At 38.3% G+C, this 19,837-nt stretch carries 18 protein-coding genes; all 18 read right to left on the reverse strand.

Annotation, left to right across the window (positions count from 1 at the left end; translation table 11 throughout):
- Positions 1-118: 118 nt before the first annotated feature.
- Complete coding sequence (locus LZP85_RS13235; protein WP_061785728.1) at positions 119-1,033, reverse strand: dipeptidase; 915 nt, start codon at positions 1,031-1,033, stop codon at positions 119-121.
- Positions 1,034-1,111: 78 nt separating this feature from the next.
- On the reverse strand, positions 1,112-1,372 hold the full coding sequence (gene spoVS, locus LZP85_RS13240; RefSeq protein ID WP_003181955.1) for a stage V sporulation protein SpoVS: 261 nt from the start codon (positions 1,370-1,372) through the stop codon (positions 1,112-1,114).
- A gap of 234 nt (positions 1,373-1,606) precedes the next feature.
- Positions 1,607-2,404: a TIGR00282 family metallophosphoesterase gene (locus LZP85_RS13245; protein WP_234561749.1), complete on the reverse strand. Its 798-nt coding sequence runs from the start codon at positions 2,402-2,404 to the stop codon at positions 1,607-1,609.
- 59 nt (positions 2,405-2,463) lie between these two features.
- Positions 2,464-4,023: a ribonuclease Y gene (gene rny / locus LZP85_RS13250; RefSeq protein WP_025908598.1), complete on the reverse strand. Its 1,560-nt coding sequence runs from the start codon at positions 4,021-4,023 to the stop codon at positions 2,464-2,466.
- 281 nt (positions 4,024-4,304) lie between these two features.
- On the reverse strand, positions 4,305-5,342 hold the full coding sequence (gene recA, locus LZP85_RS13255; protein WP_025908597.1) for a recombinase RecA: 1,038 nt from the start codon (positions 5,340-5,342) through the stop codon (positions 4,305-4,307).
- A gap of 252 nt (positions 5,343-5,594) precedes the next feature.
- The gene (locus LZP85_RS13260; RefSeq protein ID WP_061785730.1) at positions 5,595-6,833 is read right to left on the reverse strand and encodes a competence/damage-inducible protein A; all 1,239 of its coding nucleotides are present in this window, start codon (positions 6,831-6,833) and stop codon (positions 5,595-5,597) included.
- A gap of 13 nt (positions 6,834-6,846) precedes the next feature.
- Positions 6,847-7,431, reverse strand: a complete 585-nt coding sequence (pgsA, locus tag LZP85_RS13265; protein ID WP_025908595.1) for a CDP-diacylglycerol--glycerol-3-phosphate 3-phosphatidyltransferase — start codon at positions 7,429-7,431, stop codon at positions 6,847-6,849.
- Between the two features lie 87 nt (positions 7,432-7,518).
- A complete protein-coding gene (locus LZP85_RS13270) occupies positions 7,519-8,466 on the reverse strand; it encodes a helix-turn-helix domain-containing protein (protein WP_234561751.1) in 948 nt (315 codons plus the stop codon).
- 12 nt (positions 8,467-8,478) lie between these two features.
- Positions 8,479-9,270, reverse strand: coding sequence for a DUF3388 domain-containing protein (locus LZP85_RS13275; RefSeq protein ID WP_035320247.1), 792 nt, complete (start codon positions 9,268-9,270; stop codon positions 8,479-8,481).
- A 394-nt stretch (positions 9,271-9,664) separates the two neighbouring features.
- Positions 9,665-9,925, reverse strand: coding sequence for a DUF3243 domain-containing protein (locus tag LZP85_RS13280; RefSeq protein ID WP_119542597.1), 261 nt, complete (start codon positions 9,923-9,925; stop codon positions 9,665-9,667).
- A 66-nt stretch (positions 9,926-9,991) separates the two neighbouring features.
- Positions 9,992-10,717, reverse strand: coding sequence for an elongation factor P 5-aminopentanone reductase (gene ymfI, locus LZP85_RS13285; protein ID WP_078989381.1), 726 nt, complete (start codon positions 10,715-10,717; stop codon positions 9,992-9,994).
- Between the two features lie 70 nt (positions 10,718-10,787).
- A complete protein-coding gene (gene yfmH, locus LZP85_RS13290; protein ID WP_025908590.1) occupies positions 10,788-12,071 on the reverse strand; it encodes an EF-P 5-aminopentanol modification-associated protein YfmH in 1,284 nt (427 codons plus the stop codon).
- The gene (yfmF, locus tag LZP85_RS13295) at positions 12,058-13,353 is read right to left on the reverse strand and encodes an EF-P 5-aminopentanol modification-associated protein YfmF (RefSeq protein WP_025908589.1); all 1,296 of its coding nucleotides are present in this window, start codon (positions 13,351-13,353) and stop codon (positions 12,058-12,060) included. Before yfmF ends, yfmH begins: the two co-directional genes overlap by 14 nt.
- Before the next feature lie 628 nt (positions 13,354-13,981).
- On the reverse strand, positions 13,982-14,941 hold the full coding sequence (locus LZP85_RS13300) for an ABC transporter permease (protein WP_025908588.1): 960 nt from the start codon (positions 14,939-14,941) through the stop codon (positions 13,982-13,984).
- Positions 14,938-15,999 (reverse strand): ABC transporter permease, encoded by a 1,062-nt coding sequence (locus LZP85_RS13305; protein ID WP_119542596.1) that lies wholly within the window; start codon positions 15,997-15,999, stop codon positions 14,938-14,940. The genes LZP85_RS13300 and LZP85_RS13305 overlap by 4 nt, the downstream gene beginning before the upstream one ends.
- Complete coding sequence (locus LZP85_RS13310; protein ID WP_206782064.1) at positions 15,993-17,522, reverse strand: ABC transporter ATP-binding protein; 1,530 nt, start codon at positions 17,520-17,522, stop codon at positions 15,993-15,995. Before LZP85_RS13310 ends, LZP85_RS13305 begins: the two co-directional genes overlap by 7 nt.
- Positions 17,523-17,651: 129 nt before the next feature.
- A complete protein-coding gene (locus tag LZP85_RS13315) occupies positions 17,652-18,731 on the reverse strand; it encodes a BMP family lipoprotein (RefSeq protein WP_100346939.1) in 1,080 nt (359 codons plus the stop codon).
- 128 nt (positions 18,732-18,859) lie between these two features.
- The gene (locus tag LZP85_RS13320; protein WP_025908584.1) at positions 18,860-19,585 is read right to left on the reverse strand and encodes a GntR family transcriptional regulator; all 726 of its coding nucleotides are present in this window, start codon (positions 19,583-19,585) and stop codon (positions 18,860-18,862) included.
- Between the last annotated feature and the right edge of the window lie 252 nt (positions 19,586-19,837).

The following is a 19,837-nucleotide window of genomic DNA, read 5'->3' on the forward strand; positions in this document are numbered from 1 at the left end:
CGAGCAATAAAATACTAAGTTTCTTAATCCGTCTACAATTCTATTCCCACATGTACTAAAATGCAACCCTTTCCACATAATTCACAGATTTATATTTTCAGAGTATTTACTAGGTTCATTATGGTAATCGTTGCACAAAATTTGAAAATAAAAAACGATGCACTTGGTCCGCGGAATAACGCTTATGTAGTTGATTAATTAAATTGTGATAATCTTTAAACTTACCTAGCCCTACTACCGTTTGATCAATACCATCAAAGTCTGAGCCAAATCCAACTGAATACTCTCCTCCTCTGCTACATATATAATCAAGATGTCTTAACACATCATCCACGGTTGCTTCTTTTTTATCCGTTAGAAACTGTGGGACAAAGGTAATACCAATAACGCTCTTTTTTTTCAATAACGCATCAATTTGGTCATCGCGTAAATTCCTCGGGTTGGAACATAAGGAATACACGTTTGAATGAGTCGCAACTACGAAATCTGATTCTTCTATTACATCCCAAAAACCTCGCACTGATAAGTGAGAAACATCTGTCCAGACTTTATAATGATTATTTTCCCTTACAATTTCTTTACCAAAGCTAGACAAGCCGGCTCCACGTGGTTCTAGAATACCATCACACGCCGCGTTCGCATAGTTCCATGTCAGGCCTACTGACCTAACCCCTAAAGCAAATAACGTCTGTAAACGGACGAGATGAACGCCGATGGCATCACATCCCTCTAAGCTCAACATTGCGCCTATTTCACTCTTACCTAAGCGCAAAACATCTTCCTGTGATTGAATCCATTTCACATTCGGAAGACTAATAATATGTTTTTTAAAGAGGTGTACCATTTCAAGAGCTACGTCAAACTGCTGCTCGGCTTGAACAGCTTCTGGTACAAAGATAGCAAATACCTGTACTTTACCACCCACTTGCTTCATTCCATCAATTGTTGTATGAAGGTTTGGGCTATCCTGTACAGATAGATGCTGATTCCACCATAGCTTGGCTAATACATCACAATGCGCATCGAAAATCATTTTCCCTACTCCTTTCAATCTATTATCTGCAAAAAAGACCTGCTAGGTCATACCTAGCAGGTCCCGTCCATTTTATGATTAACGAGGTTCAACAATGAGTTTAATCGCTGTCCGCTCTTCCCCGTCAATTTGAATATCGGTAAAAGCAGGAATACAGATTAAGTCGACACCGCTTGGCGCTACAAAACCTCGAGCTATCGCTACTGCTTTTACTGCCTGATTTAGTGCACCAGCGCCAATCGCCTGAATTTCAGCTGCACCGCGTTCGCGCAATACTCCTGCTAAAGCACCAGCAACTGAATTCGGGTTAGACTTCGCCGAAACCTTTAAAATTTCCATATCTAACTCCTCCTTATTCTTTACAATGTATGATGAGAGATCATTAGACCAATGACTTAATTGATTTCAATGATACTATATTCACGAAATAGTAAACGTATTCCTGCTTGTTTTCTCTAATTGTTCAAAAACTTGTCATTTGTACAGATTCGCTAATCTCTGTTCTTTTTCGCTCAGTAAAACGACAAAAAAAGCGGTATGTCTCCAAAGAAACATACCGCTCTTTCATCTCACTTATTCAAAAAAAGGATGATCGTCATTAATTAAAATTCGGTCAATTTTTTTAGCTTGACCTGTTTTTTCATCAAGGTCAATAATAACTCCACTCAGCTGCGTTCGGCCTTCCTTAGGAACTTCAAAGCGAACCGGAAGCGATGTTAAAAAGCGCTTCATCACTGCTTCTCGCTCCATACCTAAGATACCATCGTAAGGACCTGTCATTCCCACATCTGAAATATACGCAGTACCTTGCGGCAAGATACGATTATCAGCTGTTTGAACATGAGTATGAGTACCCACTACAGCACTTACGCGACCATCTACATACCAGCCAATTGCCTGCTTCTCACTTGTCGTTTCAGCATGAAAATCAATAAAAATAATTGGCGTACGTTGCTTTGCTTGTGCAATCAACTCATCAATCTTTTTAAACGGGCAATCAAGAGGGGCCATAAACGTTCGCCCTTGTAAGTTAATAACAGCTACTTCATATTGATTGTAGGTTACATATGTAATTCCTTTTCCTGGCGTTCCCTCTGGGAAATTAGCTGGACGCACTAAGTTCTTAGCATCATCAATAAAATCAAAAATTTCACGCTTATCCCATGCGTGGTTACCAAGCGTTACTACGTTTGCACCAGCTTGTAAAAATGCTCGATAAATTTTTTCTGTAATTCCTTTTCCAGACGCCGCATTTTCACCATTTACAATCGTTAAGCCTGGGGCGTATTTTCTTTTTAAGCGTGGTAAATATTCTTCTACCATATCTCGACCTAGAGAACCAACAACGTCTCCAACAAATAAAATTCTCATCTTTTAGCTCCTTATTTCTGACTCAAAAAAATAAAGTGGCAATAGCCACTTTATTTTACTTATTTCGCGTATTCAACAGCTCGTGTTTCTCGAATTACTGTTACCTTAATATGACCAGGATAATCTAGTTCATCTTCTATGCGTTTGCGAATATCGCGCGCTAAGCGATGCGCTTCTAAATCACCAATCGTATCTGGTTTAACCATAATGCGGACTTCACGTCCTGCTTGAATAGCAAATGATTTTTCAACACCCTCATAAGACTCAGAGATTTCTTCAAGCTTTTCTAAGCGACGAATGTAGTTTTCTAACGTTTCACTTCTAGCACCCGGTCTTGCAGCTGATAAAGCATCGGCCGCAGCAACTAGAACAGCAATAATTGACGTCGGTTCCGTGTCACCATGATGTGAAGCAATTGCGTTAATAACAACAGGATGCTCTTTATATTTCGTAGCTAGCTCAACGCCAATTTCAACGTGGCTTCCTTCTACCTCGTGGTCGATTGCTTTTCCAATATCGTGAAGTAAACCTGCACGCTTCGCAAGCGTAGCGTCTTCACCAAGTTCAGAAGCCATCAATCCAGCTAAATGAGCAACTTCCATCGAATGTTTTAAGACGTTTTGACCATAGCTCGTTCTGAATTTCAAACGGCCCAATATCTTCATTAAGTCTGGATGCAAGCCATGAACTCCAACTTCAAACGTTGTTTGTTCACCAACCTCACGAATATACTCATCTACTTCACGACGAGATTTTTCAACCATCTCTTCAATTCGAGCTGGGTGAATACGTCCATCCTGAACAAGTTTGTCCAAGGCGATACGTGCCGTTTCACGGCGGATAGGGTCAAAACCTGATAAAATAACTGCTTCTGGTGTATCATCAATAATAAGATCAATACCTGTTAATGTTTCTAATGTACGAATGTTTCGACCTTCTCGACCAATGATTCGACCTTTCATCTCATCGTTTGGTAAGTTAACAACTGAAACCGTTGTTTCAGCTACGTGATCCGCTGCACAACGTTGAATCGCAAGCGAAAGAATTTCTTTAGCCTTTTTATCGGCTTCTTCTTTGGCACGATTTTCTGTTTCTTTCACCATCATCGCAACATCATGGGAAAGTTCATTTTCAACACGATCTAAAATAATCGCTCGTGCATCGTCTCTCGTTAAGCCTGAAATGCGTTCTAATTCCGCTTGACCAGCCTTGACTAATTCTTCAACTTTGCTTTCCATCTCTTCAATATGCTGTTGTTTAACGGTAAGAGAATTATCTTTCTTTTCAAGTGCCGCTTCACGTTTATCAAGTGACTCGTCTTTTCGATCAAGATTTTCCTCTTTTTGCATTAATCGATTTTCTTGTTTTTGAAGTTCTGCTCGACGATCACGAATATCTAGTTCTGCCTCTGTACGAAGCTGATGGATTTCATCTTTCGCTTCTAATAAAGCTTCCTTTTTCAAAGCTTCCGCCTCACGGGTTGCATCATCGATAATTTGTTCTGCGTTTGACTTTGCTCCCGCAACCTTAGCTTCAGCAATCGATTTACAAACAAAAAAGCCAACAACTGCACCGACGATTAGGCCAAGCAAAGCGAAGATGATTGTAATTATATCCATCATTTCACCTCCCCTTGCTATAAACTTGTAAGTTTTTAATTTCATGTCGGCATGTATATCGCCTTCACCTTTCAATATACACACAAAGGCTTTTAAACGCTAAAATGTTTTAAAAAGGGAAAATATACATCTTAATTGTAAGTCTGTCCATTTTTATTGTCAAGCCTATGAAAATGCTATGTCACGAAAATCCTTGCCCCTGCTATCACTATGATTAACATTTTTTTCAAAAAAAAGACCCTTTTTTAAAAAAGAGTCTTTTTTAAGCAAAAGAAGTGTTATTAAATTTTCAATTCATCTTGAGCATCGTCTTCAGGCATTTGCTCTGCCGCTTCGTCTAATCCATGATATTCACGAACTTGGCCAGCAATTTCTTGACGAATATCAACATTTTCTTTTAGGAACTGCTTCGCATTCTCACGGCCTTGACCTAAACGTTCTTCGTTATAAGAATACCAAGCTCCACTTTTTTGTACGATATCTAAATCAGAAGCAATATCTAAAATTTCTCCTTCTTTTGAGATTCCTTCTCCGTACATAATATCCACTTCAGCTGCGCGGAATGGTGGTGCTACTTTGTTTTTGACAACTTTAATTCTTGTCTTGTTTCCTACAATATCGTTACCTTGCTTCAACTGCTCAGCACGACGAACTTCAAGGCGCACTGAAGAATAGAACTTAAGCGCACGTCCACCTGGCGTTGTTTCAGGGTTACCAAACATAACGCCAACTTTTTCACGAATTTGGTTAATGAAAACAGCAATTGTTTTCGACTTATTAATAGCACCTGATAGCTTACGAAGTGCTTGAGACATTAAACGAGCTTGTAAACCAACGTGAGAATCTCCCATTTCACCTTCAATTTCAGCCTTAGGCACAAGGGCTGCAACAGAGTCAATAACCAGAATGTCAACTGCTCCACTACGAACTAACGCTTCAGCAATTTCAAGTGCTTGTTCACCTGTATCAGGCTGTGATAAAAGAAGCTCGTCAATATCGACACCTAACTTTTGTGCATACACCGGGTCTAACGCATGCTCAGCATCGATAAACGCTGCTTGTCCACCCTGCTGCTGTACTTCTGCAATTGCATGAAGCGCAACTGTTGTTTTACCAGAGCTTTCTGGACCATAAACTTCAATAATACGTCCGCGTGGATACCCACCTACACCAAGCGCAACATCTAACGCTAGAGAACCACTAGACACAGTTGAAATTTTACGTTCCGTTTGTTCTCCTAATTTCATAATTGAACCTTTACCGAATTGCTTTTCAATTTGTTTTAGAGCCATATCAAGGGCTGCTTGACGATCGTTCACTCGATTTCCTCCTCTATACTTGCTTGCTTTGTTTTATAATTTAAGATTACTACGTTGTAGTAGCAATGACGTTTTAATTAACTTTCTATACATAACTATACTCGCTTTTGAGTCATTTGACAAGCAAAAAAGCGAATAAATGTTCGATTTTTTTATTTTAACAGCCAAGACTATATTTTAAAAAAATAACTATTTTATGAAGGAAAAGTCCCTCCTTATTTACACAAGGAGGGACTACACCGCTTCAATATATTACTGTTTCAATAGTTGTAAAAGATAATAAATTCCATAATTCACAGTGCGTTTACGGATACCATCACGACTGCCTGTAAGCTTTAGCGAATACACGCGTGTTTTTTCATTTTTAAAAGCTATACCAATGTAAACTGTACCAACTTCTTTACCTTCTTGCTTAGACGGACCAGCGACGCCTGTAAAGCTAATACCAACATCAGAGCCTGTCAGCTTTTTCACACCAACAGCCATTTCTTCTGCGCATCTCTCGCTAACTGCCCCGTCTTGCTCTAGGGTTTCTTTTGCTACATGTAGCACATTGTGCTTTACCTCAGTGTGATAAGCAACAATGCTACCTTTTACAACATCTCCAGCTCCAGGAATGCTCGTTAGCGTCCCACTAAACAATCCGCCAGTTAAACTTTCAGCTGAAGCAACGGTCACTTCTTGCTCTCGCATTGTAGCAATGAGTTCAGCCTGTAGAGATGTCATATCGTATCCGTAGAAAAACTCTCCTACACGGCTCATAATCTGCTTTTCTACTTCATCAAGCATTCGATGAGCCTCAACCACATCTCCATGCTTAGCCGTTAAGCGAAGCGTTACTTCTCCATCAGCAGCTAACGGCGCAATGGTTGGGTTTGTTTGTGCATCTAATAAATCCTCAATATCTGTTTCTAACTGAGACTCTCCAATTCCAAAGAAACGTAAAACGCGAGATTCAATTTGCTCTTTCATATCTAGCTTTTCTGCTAAATATGCTTGTCCATACGATTCATACATAGGGTAAAGTTCCTTTGGTGGACCAGGAAATAACATGTAGTGAATACCACGCACCGTAATGCCCATTCCTGGTGCCATTCCATAATCGTTTGGCAGTATTGTTGCACCTTCAAGTACAATTGCTTGCTTCCTATTATTAGGCGTCATTGTCCGATTCGTTTTTTCGAAATACGCTTCGATACTTTCAAGCGCTTGCTGATCTGTTACAAGTGAGACACCTAGTTCTGAAGCAATTGTTTCTTTTGTAAGGTCATCTTTGGTTGGCCCAAGCCCACCTGTAAACACAATCAAATCCGCACGTTTTTTGGCGGTCAAAATTGCTTCTTTCAATCGGCTTTCATTATCGCCAACTACCGTATGATAATATACGTTAATACCAAGCTCTGCAAACTTTTTAGATAGGTATTGCGCGTTTGTATTGGCAATTTGGCCTAGCAAAAGCTCTGAACCTACTCCAATAATTTCCGCGTTCATGAAATCATCCCCATTATTTTGAATTAACAAATGCTTGCTTGTTTTTCGCAAAGTAATCCCATCCAGAAATTACTGTAAATACAACAGAAATCCATAGGGCAATTGCTGCAAATGGAAATGACACAAATTCAAAGGGTAAGTTATAAAGTAAAATAGCTGAAATAGCAATAATTTGTGTCCACGTTTTAATTTTACCTAGCATATTTGCAGCAACGACTTCACCTTCTCCAGCAAGAACTAAACGTAAGCCTGTTACTCCAAATTCGCGGCTAATAATAATAATTGCAGCCCAACCTGCACCGGCAATTAAGTCTAAGTCTACAATAGCAATCAAAGCTGCTGAAACCAATAGCTTATCTGCTAGCGGATCTAAAAATTTCCCAAGGTTTGTAACCATATTATACTTACGAGCGTAGTACCCGTCGATCCAGTCTGTTGTAGACGCAATAATAAATAACGCTGCCCCTAATAAATGAGCGATTGGCACGTCCATTCCAGCAGCGCTAACTTCACCAAAAGGTAACGGTGCCATCATTAAAATTAAAAAAAGCGGGATTAAAAAAATTCGAGAGATTGTAATCTTATTTGGTAAATTCACTATTGTTTCCTCCAATTACATACAAAAACGTAAGCCGTGCAAACTGTTGTCGGCACGACTTAACCATTTTTGATACTGCTAAGCTACTTATTGAGCTTTTTCCTGCTCATATTTAATCGTTACAACTTGTCTAACCTGTTGATTTGCATCAAACGGTAAAGAAACATCTTGTCCATTAATTTTCAATTGTACCCCTGGTGAGAATCCAATATTCACTCGAACTTCACTTTCTTTCGTGAAGTCAAATTCTTTTGTCTCACCATTTTTTAACATGGCATTATAAAATGAATTGCCCTTACCATTTTTTACATCTAACCATGTATCAGCTTGAGTAGACGACACTTCTAGCTTAAACTCATCTGTTCCAGATAGCTCATATGTTCCATTGCGGCCTGACTTTTGAACTTCTTTATAAGCTTGCTTTGTTTCTTCTTTTTCTTCATCTTTTTTCTCTTCATCTTCTTTAGCAGCTTTTTCTTTGTCTGCCTTTTCTTTTTCTGTTGCTTCTTTTTCTGCCGCTTCTTTAGCAGCTTGGTCTTCATTAGATGCTTGCTGCTCTTCAGATTGTTGTACTTCGTTATTCGTTTGTTCAGTATTTGCAGCCTGATCTTCTTGACGCCCGGATACAATATTTTGAGCAATCACCCAAATGATAATTCCGACTACCAGCACACCAGCAACTACTAAAATCGTCGGTAAATAATCTGCTGCTTTTGATGCTTTCGTATTTTGGGGAATTTCTTTTCGACTGCGAACACGAGATAACGGCTGTGGAATATCATCGGTTTGAGTCGTTGGAATATCCGTTTTGTACTGATCAAAAATGTCATCAGGATTCAACCCTACAGCTTCACAATACTGTTTGATAAACGCTCGCACATAAAATTTCCCTGGCATTACATCATAGTTGCCTTCTTCAATACCAATCAAATAGCGCTTTTGAATTTTTGTGTTTTTTTGTAAATCCTCTAGCGACATCCCTTTATTTTCTCGCTCTTGTCTTAACCTTTGCCCTAACTCTGTCAATATTAACACCTACCAATTATGCTAAAAATCAAACATGGATAATCCACCGTTTGGAAACATTTGCGATCCTTCAATGACTTCATATGTAATCTCTTCATCTGGATCATTTCGTAATTCAATGATATATGCAAAGTCATCCAGCGTATATTCACTATTTTGTACAAATACATCGGGATGCTCAACAATCTTTGTCGCAGGCACATTCATAATTTCACGAACGAGCTGCCAGTGTTTCTCATTCGCCCTTCTTGTTGATACAATACCATCAATGATAAAGATGTTATTAGAATTATACTCATCTTCAATTAGCTGACTGCGAATCGTTTGTTTTAAAAGCGTTGATGATACAAATAACCATCGCTTATTCGCACAAACACTAGCAGCAACAATCGACTCTGTTTTACCTACACGAGGCATTCCCCTGATACCAATTAACTTATGACCATCTTGCTTAAAAAGCTCTGCCATAAAGTCCACTAGCAGTCCAAGTTCATCTCGTACAAATCGAAATGTCTTTTTATCATCAGCATCTCGTTGAATGTAACGACCGTGACGAACAGCTAAACGATCTCGTAGCTTGGGAGGACGCATCTTTGTCACAACAATATTATCCATTGTTTTTAATATAGATTCAAGCCGCTCAATTTGCTCATGGGAATCACACCTTAGTAATAAACCACGCCTTTTGTCATCTACCCCATTAATTGTAACAATATTAATTGCCAACATTCCTAAAAGAGACGAAATGTCTCCCAATAAACCAGGTCGATTTTTCTGTATTTGATATTCTAAGTACCACTCAATTTTATTCACGAAACCCCTCCTCATCCCATTTGTTCCGTCTAAACCTAATCCAATAATAGAATGAACATATTAAAACACTCATTCACAGCACAAAAATGCTTGAAGAACGATTAATAAATCACCTCAAACACTACTCGGAGAAGCTGTTATTAGATATGTAAAAAATGCGAGCCTATGAAATGGTACCCGCTGTTATCTTTCCCCTTTTTTCACATAATTTAAATATAAATGATTTTCATTAAATTATAAAGTGTAAAACCTATTTCTTATGTAAATGTTCTTATTGTAAGCGCTGTAGTTTTTATCTTTGCTTATCATTGACTTATTTATAAATAAAAAAGAGTCGTTTCTCAAAAAACTTGAGCCGACTCCTTCTTTTGTTCATTTCATTAACATGGTTATATTAATGAGCAGAACCATTGTTTTGAACAAGCTTCACCATCATATTAGCAATTGCATGTTGCTCTTCTTTTGAAGCAACGCTCCATAAATCTGCTAATACTTTTTCTTGTTCGTTTTTTGCGTCAACTTGGTTCGCTAAGTAGCCACCAATTTGATATGCTAAGTCATTGATTACTTCGTTGTTCATACCCTCGTTTTGAGCATGATGTAAGCGATCGCCTAAAAAGTTTTTCCAGTTACCCCAATTGTCTAATACTGACATGAGTAGCCCTCCTTAAGGTTTATTCATATCATAGTTTGTACACCTTCCTCTTTTTTATTCGCGTTATTATGTATGCCAACCGCCATCTACTGATAAAATTTGCCCTGTCATATAAGAAGACTGATTAGACGTTAGATAAGCCACAACATCTGCAATTTCTGACGGCTTCCCAATCCGTCCCATGGGAATTTCTTGCTCCATCATTTCAACATCTTCTTCTGTATAATCGGCTAACATATTTGTTAAAATAGCTCCTGGTGCAATCCCATTTACTCGAATTCCACTTAACGCAACCTCTTTGGCCAATGCTTTGACAAAAGTATTCTGAGCGCCTTTCACCATTGAATACAACACTTCATAAGAAGCTCCTTCTAATCCCCAAATAGATGAGACAACGATAATATTCCCATTTTTCTTCTGAATCATTTTAGGAAGAACAAACTTGGTGATTCGATAAAGAGCCGTTACGCTTAAATAAACCATTTCTTCAATTTGGTTATCTGAAACATCGGTCATTAATCCTGATAAACTTTGACCGCTATTATAAATAAGTACGTCTATCGGAACAGAAAGAGTAGCTAAAAACCGATCGACGCCATCTTTTGAAGATAAATCTCCTTGCACAACGATAATATTGTTTGTGTAGAAGCGAAGTCGGCTAGCAATTTCGTTAACTGAAGCTTCGTTTTGGTGATAATGCAGAACTACCCCATACCCTTCCTTTACCATTTTCTCCGCAATAGCACTGCCAATTCCGCCACTTGCTCCTGTAATTAGCGCATATTTCTCCATGTTGATTCTCCTTATATTATCCATTAAAAAAGCTGACTCAACGTCAGCTTTTCATATACTATCTTATCACTTATTTTGGTACAACCTCACATACAGTAAAGCTCTCCTCATGGATCATATCATCCATTACGTGCTTCACATCTGCAACTGTCAGTTTCTCAAGCGTATCTACAACATCAAATAAATTCATATCGTTAAACGCATAGCGAGTAAACTGATTGGCAATAAACTCTGGAGAATTTAAAGCTCGCAAAAATTCTCCAATTTTTTTCTTTCTTACTCGTTCTAATTCTTCTTCTTGCAAACCGTTGGATTTCACTTCAAGCAAAATTTCTTTAATGCGAGCATAAAATTTTTCCGGATTTTCTGTATCTCCACCAATTAACGCAAAACCAAAGCCATTTTCTTCAGTATAGTCGTATGAGAATGTCTCATCAATCAGTCCATTTTTATAAAGTTCCTCATAGTAAGAAGAGCTTTTTCCAAACGCAAGGTCAAGTACAATGTTCATCGCAAGCTCATGTCGAAGCATATCTTGCCCAGAACGTTCAGGCTTTCTTGTTTTTAAACCAACCATTGCTTTAGAGGCTTGAACAGGCATATTTAATACCTGCTTTTGTTCCGCTACTGTTTCTGGTTCTTTATCAAAATGACGAGTAATTTCAGGCATATCTTCATAATCTTTTTTAGCTTGATTTTCACGAATTTGAGTCATTACCTTTTCTGCATCAACGGGCCCTACCACAAATAACAACATATTACTCGGATGATAAAACGTTTCGTAGCACGTATAAAGCAAATCCTTTGTAATATGAGAAATGGACTCGATGGTACCAGCAATATCAATTTTCACAGGATGATTTTTATACATGTTTTGAATTGTTCCAAAGTACAAGCGCCAGTCCGGATTATCATCATACATCGTAATCTCTTGTCCAATAATTCCTTTTTCTTTCTCGACTGTCTTTTCAGAGAAATACGGTTCTTGAACAAAGTCTACAAGCGTCTCTAAATTTTGTTCAAAGTTAGACGTACAGCTAAATAAATATGCTGTTCGCGTAAATGATGTAAATGCATTGGCAGACGCCCCCTGCTTGCTAAATTGTTGGAATACATCACCATCTTCTTTTTCAAACAGCTTATGCTCTAGAAAATGCGCAATCCCATCAGGAACTTTAATCATTTTATCTTCCCCAAGCGGAACAAACTGATTGTCAACGGAACCATATTTTGTGGTAAACGTCGCAAACGTCTTGTTAAATTCAGGCTTTGGTAAAATATAAACTTCTAATCCATTGTCCATTTTTTCATGATAAAGCTGCTCTTTCAGCTGGGAAAATTCAATTTTCTCCATTGTTTTCACCGCCTTTTCCTGTTAAGAAATACACTGTATCCATCTGAATATTCTCAGCTACTTTCACAATTTCTTGTTTTGATACTGCATCAATTTGTTTGAGGTATTCATCAACGGAAATACTTTTCCCTGTTAATTCATTATGGTACATAACTTCAACCAGCCCTCGTGGTGTATCCACCGTTTCTAACAGTTGATTATGAATAACTGCTTTTGTTTGAGCGATTTCGCTATCGGTAAACGATCCATTTTTCATTTCTTCCATTTGTTCTTTAATAATGGTTACAGCCTGATCATAGTTTTTCGCATCGATTCCTGACATAACCATCAGAAGACCTTTATGACTTTCAACTCGCGATGCAGCATAGTAAGCTAAGCTTGCTTTTTCACGGACATTGATGAACAACTTTGAATGAGAAAAGCCGCCAAATATACCGTTAAACACTTGAAGAGCAAAGTACTGACGATCTCCGTATACAACGTTTGTACGGTAGCCAATGTTTAACTTCCCTTGCTTTACCTCTTGTTTTTCTACAACTTCATTTACGTCGGTAATTTCTTTTTTCGTAATTGAACGTTTGATTTCTTTTGGTTGACGCTGCGGCAAATCAAACGCTTGCTCAACCGTGGTTTTTACTTCTTGTTCATGAAAATCGCCAATGACATAGAGATGAATGGCGTCTTCTTTTAATACATGTTGATAATACTCATAAAGCGTAGCTGCTGTAATCGACTCAATATCATCAATTCGACCATTAACATGTAGAGAGTACGGCTCTTCCTTACACATCTCTTCAACTAAGCGAAGATTTGCATAGCGCATTTTATCGTCAAAGACTGCTTGAATACGTTGACGCAGAGAGCGCTTTTCTTTTTCCATTGCATCATTTAAGAAAGCTCCCTCCTCCGTTGCCGGCTTCAAGAGAATTTCACCAAGCAGCGTGAGTGCTTTTTGAAGAAGAGGAGTTGAATCTTTTAAATATTTTTCGTTCGCTATATCAATTCGAATGGTTATATCGTGGTTATCACCTTTTTTCGTCAAATCCACCTGCAAAGTTGCACCATAGAGTTCATCTAAATATGTACGCAGCTGTGTTGTCGTTGGAAAAGATTCTGTAGCACTTTGTAATACATAAGGTAAAAGAGCTCGCATCGTCACCGTTTTTTCATTCAATGGAGCATTTAATTTTAAAATAAACGTATTGGTTTTATACTTTGTAGTTGGAATTGTATGCAGCGTTAAGCCATTCAGTTCGTGCTTTTGTTCAGTCAATAATTTCATAGAGATACCTCCTTATTAATAGTAAGTTTGCTAAAAACAACACAATACCTTTATTTTTAGTTTATTTTGCCGTTTTTAGTCTTACCTTCACTATATCCAATTAGAGGAAAGATTTTCAAGGAAACAACTTTCATATAAGTCCTTCTTGAATAAAGACTAAATAAGATAAGCAATTTAGCTTTTTTGCATAGGTGCAAAATAAATTATATTTCCAATTAACAGTTCACCTTGTATTTGTACATTCACTGTGACAGAAACACTTTCCTTTTTCCACAAACTACATCTGAACTAAGAGAGGCTGGAACATAACTAAATGACTTCTTCTCAAAAACGAATCATGATTTTTCTACAATAGTTAGTTTTAAAAAACAAGTTCGTTCCATTGCGTTGCAGACACTCGCTTTCCATGGGGCGGAATCCCAGCCTCTTTGCTGCGCTGCTGGGTCTCAGCTCTTCCTTTATCTCCCCCAGCAGTCGCGTGTCCTACGCTTCATTTCACTAGTTTTTTAATTGTTTTCCTTTCCGCACTAACAAAAAATATCCAAACTATCGAAGGGAGTTAACTCGCGATAGTTTGGATAGATCATTAACTGAAATACGTATGTCCTAGCCTCAGAAAACCATTCTATTATCTTTTACCTTTTTCATAAGGCGTACCAAGTGCTTTCGGTGCCTCTGCTCGACCGACAAATCCAGCTAGCGCCAAAATTGTTAAGACGTAAGGAGCAATTGTTAAAATAACAGTTGGAATGTCTTGAATAACTGGAATCTGTGCTCCTGTAATACTTAGGGATTGTGCTAAGCCAAAGAAGAGAGCCGCTCCCATCGCACCAATTGGATGCCATTTTCCAAAGATCATGGCAGCAAGCGCTAAGAAGCCCTGTCCAGAAATGGTACCTGCTGAAAAATTTGTGGCGATTGATGTTGCATATACAGCACCACCGATACCTGCTAACACACCAGATAGCATAACGCCTACATATCTCATTCTGATAACTTTAATTCCCATTGTATCTGCAGCCATCGGATGTTCACCTACAGAACGAAGACGCAGCCCAAACGGCGTTTTGTAAATGATATACCATACAACAAAGGCTAACAAAATTGCTAAGTATGACGTCACTGGAACATTAGAGAAAAATAGCTTACCAATAACCGGGATATCAGATAGAACAGGAATGCTTGTTTTATCAATACGGAATTGAATAAAATCCGTTTGTCCTTTTCCAAAGATTTTCTTGATTAAAAAGATAGATAAACCTCCAGCTAAGAAGTTGAGCGCAACTCCGCTGACTACTTGATCTGCTTTAAGCGTAATACTTGCTACGGCATGAATAAGTGAAAAGATTGCACAAACCCCTGCTGCAATTAAAATTGAAACCCAAGGTGCCCATGCACCCAATGAGTCTTGAAGAAGTAGTGTTGAAACAATTCCCGTAAATGCACCAAACATCATAAGACCTTCAAGACCAATATTTACAACACCAGACTTCTCACTGAACACTCCACCTAATGCTGTAAAAATAAGCGGTGCCGCAGAGTACAGCGCAGCTGGAATAATTATAATTAAAACGTCTAAGAAACTCATTGTGCTCCTCCTTTACTTAAACGACCAATAATCCAACGAATAAGGTAACTGGACGCCACGAAGAAAATGATAAGAGCGATAACAATCTCAATTAATTCCGACGGCACTCCCGCCATAAAGTTCATTTGTGGTGCTGCTGTTTGTAACCCTCCAAATAGGAAAGAAGCAAGTAAGATACCAATTGCACTATTGGCTCCTAAAAGAGCAACAGCAATTCCGTCGAACCCTGTTCCAGTAAATGACGTAAAAGTATTCATATATTGGAATGTACCAAGGCCTTCCATTGCACCGGCTAATCCTGCAAATGCACCGGATACTGACATGGAAAGGATGATGTTGCGAGATACATTCATCCCTGCATATTTAGAAGCCTGCTGATTAAACCCAACGGCCCGAAGTTCAAAGCCTTTTGACGTTTTGTTCAATAGAAACCACATTACAAAAGCTGCTAAAAACGCGACAATAATCCCATAGTGTAAACGAGAATTGTTCGTTGCTTCAGCTAAAAATGAAGATGCCAATGAAGCTGACTCATGGATGTTGTACGATTTTTCATTTCCTGCATATAAAAACTCACGAATGATACTGCTGGTTGTATACAGTGCAATATAGTTCATCATAATAGAGACAATAACCTCATGAACATGAAAGCGTGCTTTTAAAAACCCAGGAATAAAGGCCCACAATGCACCAGCAACACCTGCTGCAAGGATTGCGAGTGGTATATGAATAACAGACGGAAGTTCAAAAGCGTAGCCTACCCAAACCGCTGCTAACCAGCCAACGAGTAGCTGACCTTCTACCCCAATATTAAATAAGCCTGTCTTATAGGCAAACGCCACGGCAATACCAGCTAAAGCAAGAGGCGTCATTGCACGAATTGTTTCACCTATAGCTTTTGGACTACCCAACATACCGTTAAATAAAGAATCATACCCTTTTACCGCATCATAACCTCCAAAAACCATGATAATTGCACCAGCAAGTAACCCTAAAATTGCCGAGATAACTGGAATTAGAATATGAATGGTTCGCTCATTTCTTAGCCATTTCATGATGTTTCACCTGCTTTCTCGCGCTTTCCGCCTGCCATTAATAACCCAAGCTCCTGCTCATTCGTCTCGTTTGGATTCACAATATCAACGATTTTACCTTCGTAGATAACAGCTATACGATCACTTAAATTCATAACTTCATCCAGTTCTAAAGATACAAGAAGAACCGCTCTTCCTTTATCACGTTCTTCGATTAATTTACGATGAATAAACTCAATTGCTCCCACATCCAATCCGCGTGTCGGCTGAGCTGCAATTAATAACTCCGGACTGCGGTCTACTTCACGAGCGATAATGGCTTTTTGCTGGTTACCTCCAGAAAGGGCTCGAGCTTGCGTATACTCACTCGGTGTGCGAACATCATATTCTGCAATGAGTTCTTTCGCTTTTCTATAAATCTCTTTATAGTTCAAAATACCTCTTTTAGACATTGGTTCTTTGTAATACGTTTGAAGTGCGATATTTTCACCAATTGTATAGTCCAAAACAAGGCCGTGCTTATGGCGGTCTTGAGGAATATGTCCTACACCTGATTCAGTAATTTTACGTGCTGATAGCTTTGTGAGGTCACTTTCATTTAGCTTAATAAAACCTGATTTGATTTTTGTAAGACCTGTGAGGGCTTCAATTAGTTCTGTTTGCCCATTACCATCTACTCCTGCAATTCCTACAATTTCACCCGCTCTGACAGTTAGCGATAGATCATTAACAGCTGCTACTCCGCGGGCATCTTCCACGACTAAGCCATCTATTGTTAACACAGCATCTCTTGGTTCTGCTGTTTTCTTTTCTGTTTTAAAATGCACTTCACGTCCAACCATTAAGGACGCCAATTCATCTGGATTGGTCTCAGAAACCGTCACTGTTCCAATCCCTACACCTTTGCGAATAATCGTACAGCGATCACAAACTGCCATAATTTCTTTTAATTTATGAGTAATTAAAATAATGGATTTTCCTTCTTTAATTAAACGCTTCATAATTTCAATTAATTCTGTGATTTCTTGAGGTGTAAGAGCCGCTGTCGGCTCATCAAAGATTAAGATTTCTGCACCGCGATATAAGGTTTTTAAAATTTCGACACGTTGCTGCATACCAACTGAAATATCCTCAATTTTTGCATATGGATCAACAGAAAGCCCGTATTGATTTGATAGTGCCTCAATCTCTTTAGCAGCTTTTGCAATGTTAATCTTTCCTGCTTTTGTAGGCTCATTTCCGAGGATAATATTTTCAGTAACCGTGAAATTTTGCACAAGCATAAAGTGCTGGTGAACCATTCCAATTCCTAGGTCATTTGCAATATTTGGATTCGTAATTTTAACAGCTTTTCCTTTGACCTTTATTTCACCTTTTTCAGGTTGATAAAGCCCAAAAAGAACGTTCATCAGCGTTGATTTCCCTGCACCATTTTCACCTAGTAAAGCATGGATTTCTCCTTTTTTCACTTGGAGTGTAATGTTATCATTCGCTACGATACCCGGAAACTCTTTACGAATATTTAGCATTTCAATTACATATTCCACTATGTTCACTCCCTATTTGTATCTAGAGTAAAGTCTATTATTTTGGATTTCTTATCATCTTAAAGGCTATGAAAAAGGCTAGTGGTTCACTAGCCTTTTTTCATATCTATCCTGTTGTGATATGAAGAATTATTTAAGAGTTTTCTCAAATTCTTTATATGCATCATCTGTTGCTGGTACTTTAATTTCGCCATCTAAGATTTTTTGCTTGTACTCTTCAACCGCGGTTTTTGACTCGTCTGTTACATTATCCATAGTTGGAGCAATACCAACCGCATCTTCTTGAAGTCCAAACACTACTTCTTCTCCACCAGGGAATTTTCCGTCTTTTGCTTGTTTTGCTACTTCTTCAACCGCAATATCCACACGTTTTACCATCGATGTTAGCGTTACGTTTTCTGGCATACCTTCTTGGTGTTGGTCACGGTCTACGCCAATTACCCAAACCTTTTCACCTTTTTTCGCACGGTTTTTCGCTTCAGTGAATACTCCGTTACCAGTACCACCTGCTGCGTGATATACAATGTCAGCACCTTGACTATACATTGTTGATGCAATCGCTGAACCTTTTTCTGGAGCGTTGAAGTCTTCCGCGTACTGAACAACTACCTCAGCGTCTGGGTTTACAGCTTTAACACCTGCTTTAAAGCCATTTTCAAACTTTTTAATTAACGGAGATTCTACTCCACCAACAAAGCCGATTTTATTGGTTGCTGTTTGTTTAGCTGCAACTACACCTACTAAGAATGAGCCTTGCTCTTCGTTAAATAGAATGCTTGCAACGTTGTCTAAGTTTTCTGACTTTAATGTGTCATCAACTAGTGCAAAATGTGATTCTGGATATTGACCAGCTACTTTTTTAATGTCCTCTTTCAGTAAGAAACCGATACCGTACGTAAGGTTATAGCCTGCTTCAGCAAACGTTGATAAGTTACTTTGGTATTCAGCAGCTTCAGCCGATTGCAGATATTTATAACCTGTACCTTCTTCTAATTTATTTTCTTTCCCGAATTTTGTAAGACCTTCCCATGCTGATTGGTTAAATGATTTGTCATCAACTCCACCAGTATCTGTAACCATCCCTACTTTAAAATCAGAAGCCGCTTTTTCACCGCTTCCGCTTTCTGAGTCACTAGATCCACAGGCACTTAATAATGTACCTGCTGCTAACATAAGTGATAAAGCCATTCCATATTTACGTTTTGTCATTTTATTAACCCCCCAAATAGTGTAAAAGAATCGTAGTTCTACTTCACGTTCGTCGCGCTTGGTATTGAACACCTCCTTAAAAGAATCAGCGCACAATCATTACTAAAATTGCGAAAACTTAAAACCTATTAAACTCTTTTTCTTAATACTTGGAAACTAAATTTATCTGCTTTGAAATAGTTAATGGAATATAAAATCGGTTCATCATATTGGTCATAATGCATTTGTCGCAGTACAAGAAGCGCTGTCTCTGGACTGCATTGTAAAATGGGAGAAACTTTTTCATGGTACCCGATCGGCTCAATATGAGCTACTGCATATGAAATATGTTTGCCAGCCTGTTTTTCAAGAATTTCTAATAAAGACTCTTGCTTATATTCAAAATCTTCAGGTAGTATTGCTTGTGGAACTTTGTCCATGCAGTATACAACCGGCTCATTATTTGCAGTTCTCACACGCTCAACAAAGAGCATTTTTTCATCGATTTGACAGCCAAAACGCTCTATGTCATTTTCTGAAGCCACTTGCACATTTGATGATAAGAAAATGGTACCCGGCTTCATTCCAGCTTGTTCAATCATATGTGTTATACTATTTAATTGCTCAATACCTGAAAGAAACGTTGGCTTAGCATTAACAAACGTACCTACTCCATGTCTTCTGACAATGACGTTTTCTTCTTCTAATATGCGAAGTGCTTCACGCAGCGTCGCTCTGCTTACGCCTAACTGTTTTGACAAATCAAACTCTGATGGAAGTCTCTCTTTTTCTTTAAAAACTCCTCGTTCAATGTTTTGTTTAATGTTATCAATCACTTGTAAATACAAATGTCGATTATCCGCTCGAATAGACATCACACTTCCTCCATACCCTAAACTAGTCATCAGACCTCTGATGTTTGACTCTTTAATCGAAAATAATATATCATTTTTTTCGACATAAATAAATAGGTTATATTAATTTTATGTAAAAAATTTTAATATTTTTTAAAAAATATTGATTTTTCCTATTTGTTGCATGTAAGCATGTCTAACAACCTCATATTTCAATATTTATTTATTAAAGACAAACAAATAATTAATTTTAAAAAATAACATTCGTATTTT

The sequence above is a fragment of the Priestia flexa genome, from assembly GCF_021441905.1.
In the GTDB taxonomy this organism is placed as follows: Bacteria; Bacillota; Bacilli; order Bacillales; family Bacillaceae_H; genus Priestia; species Priestia flexa.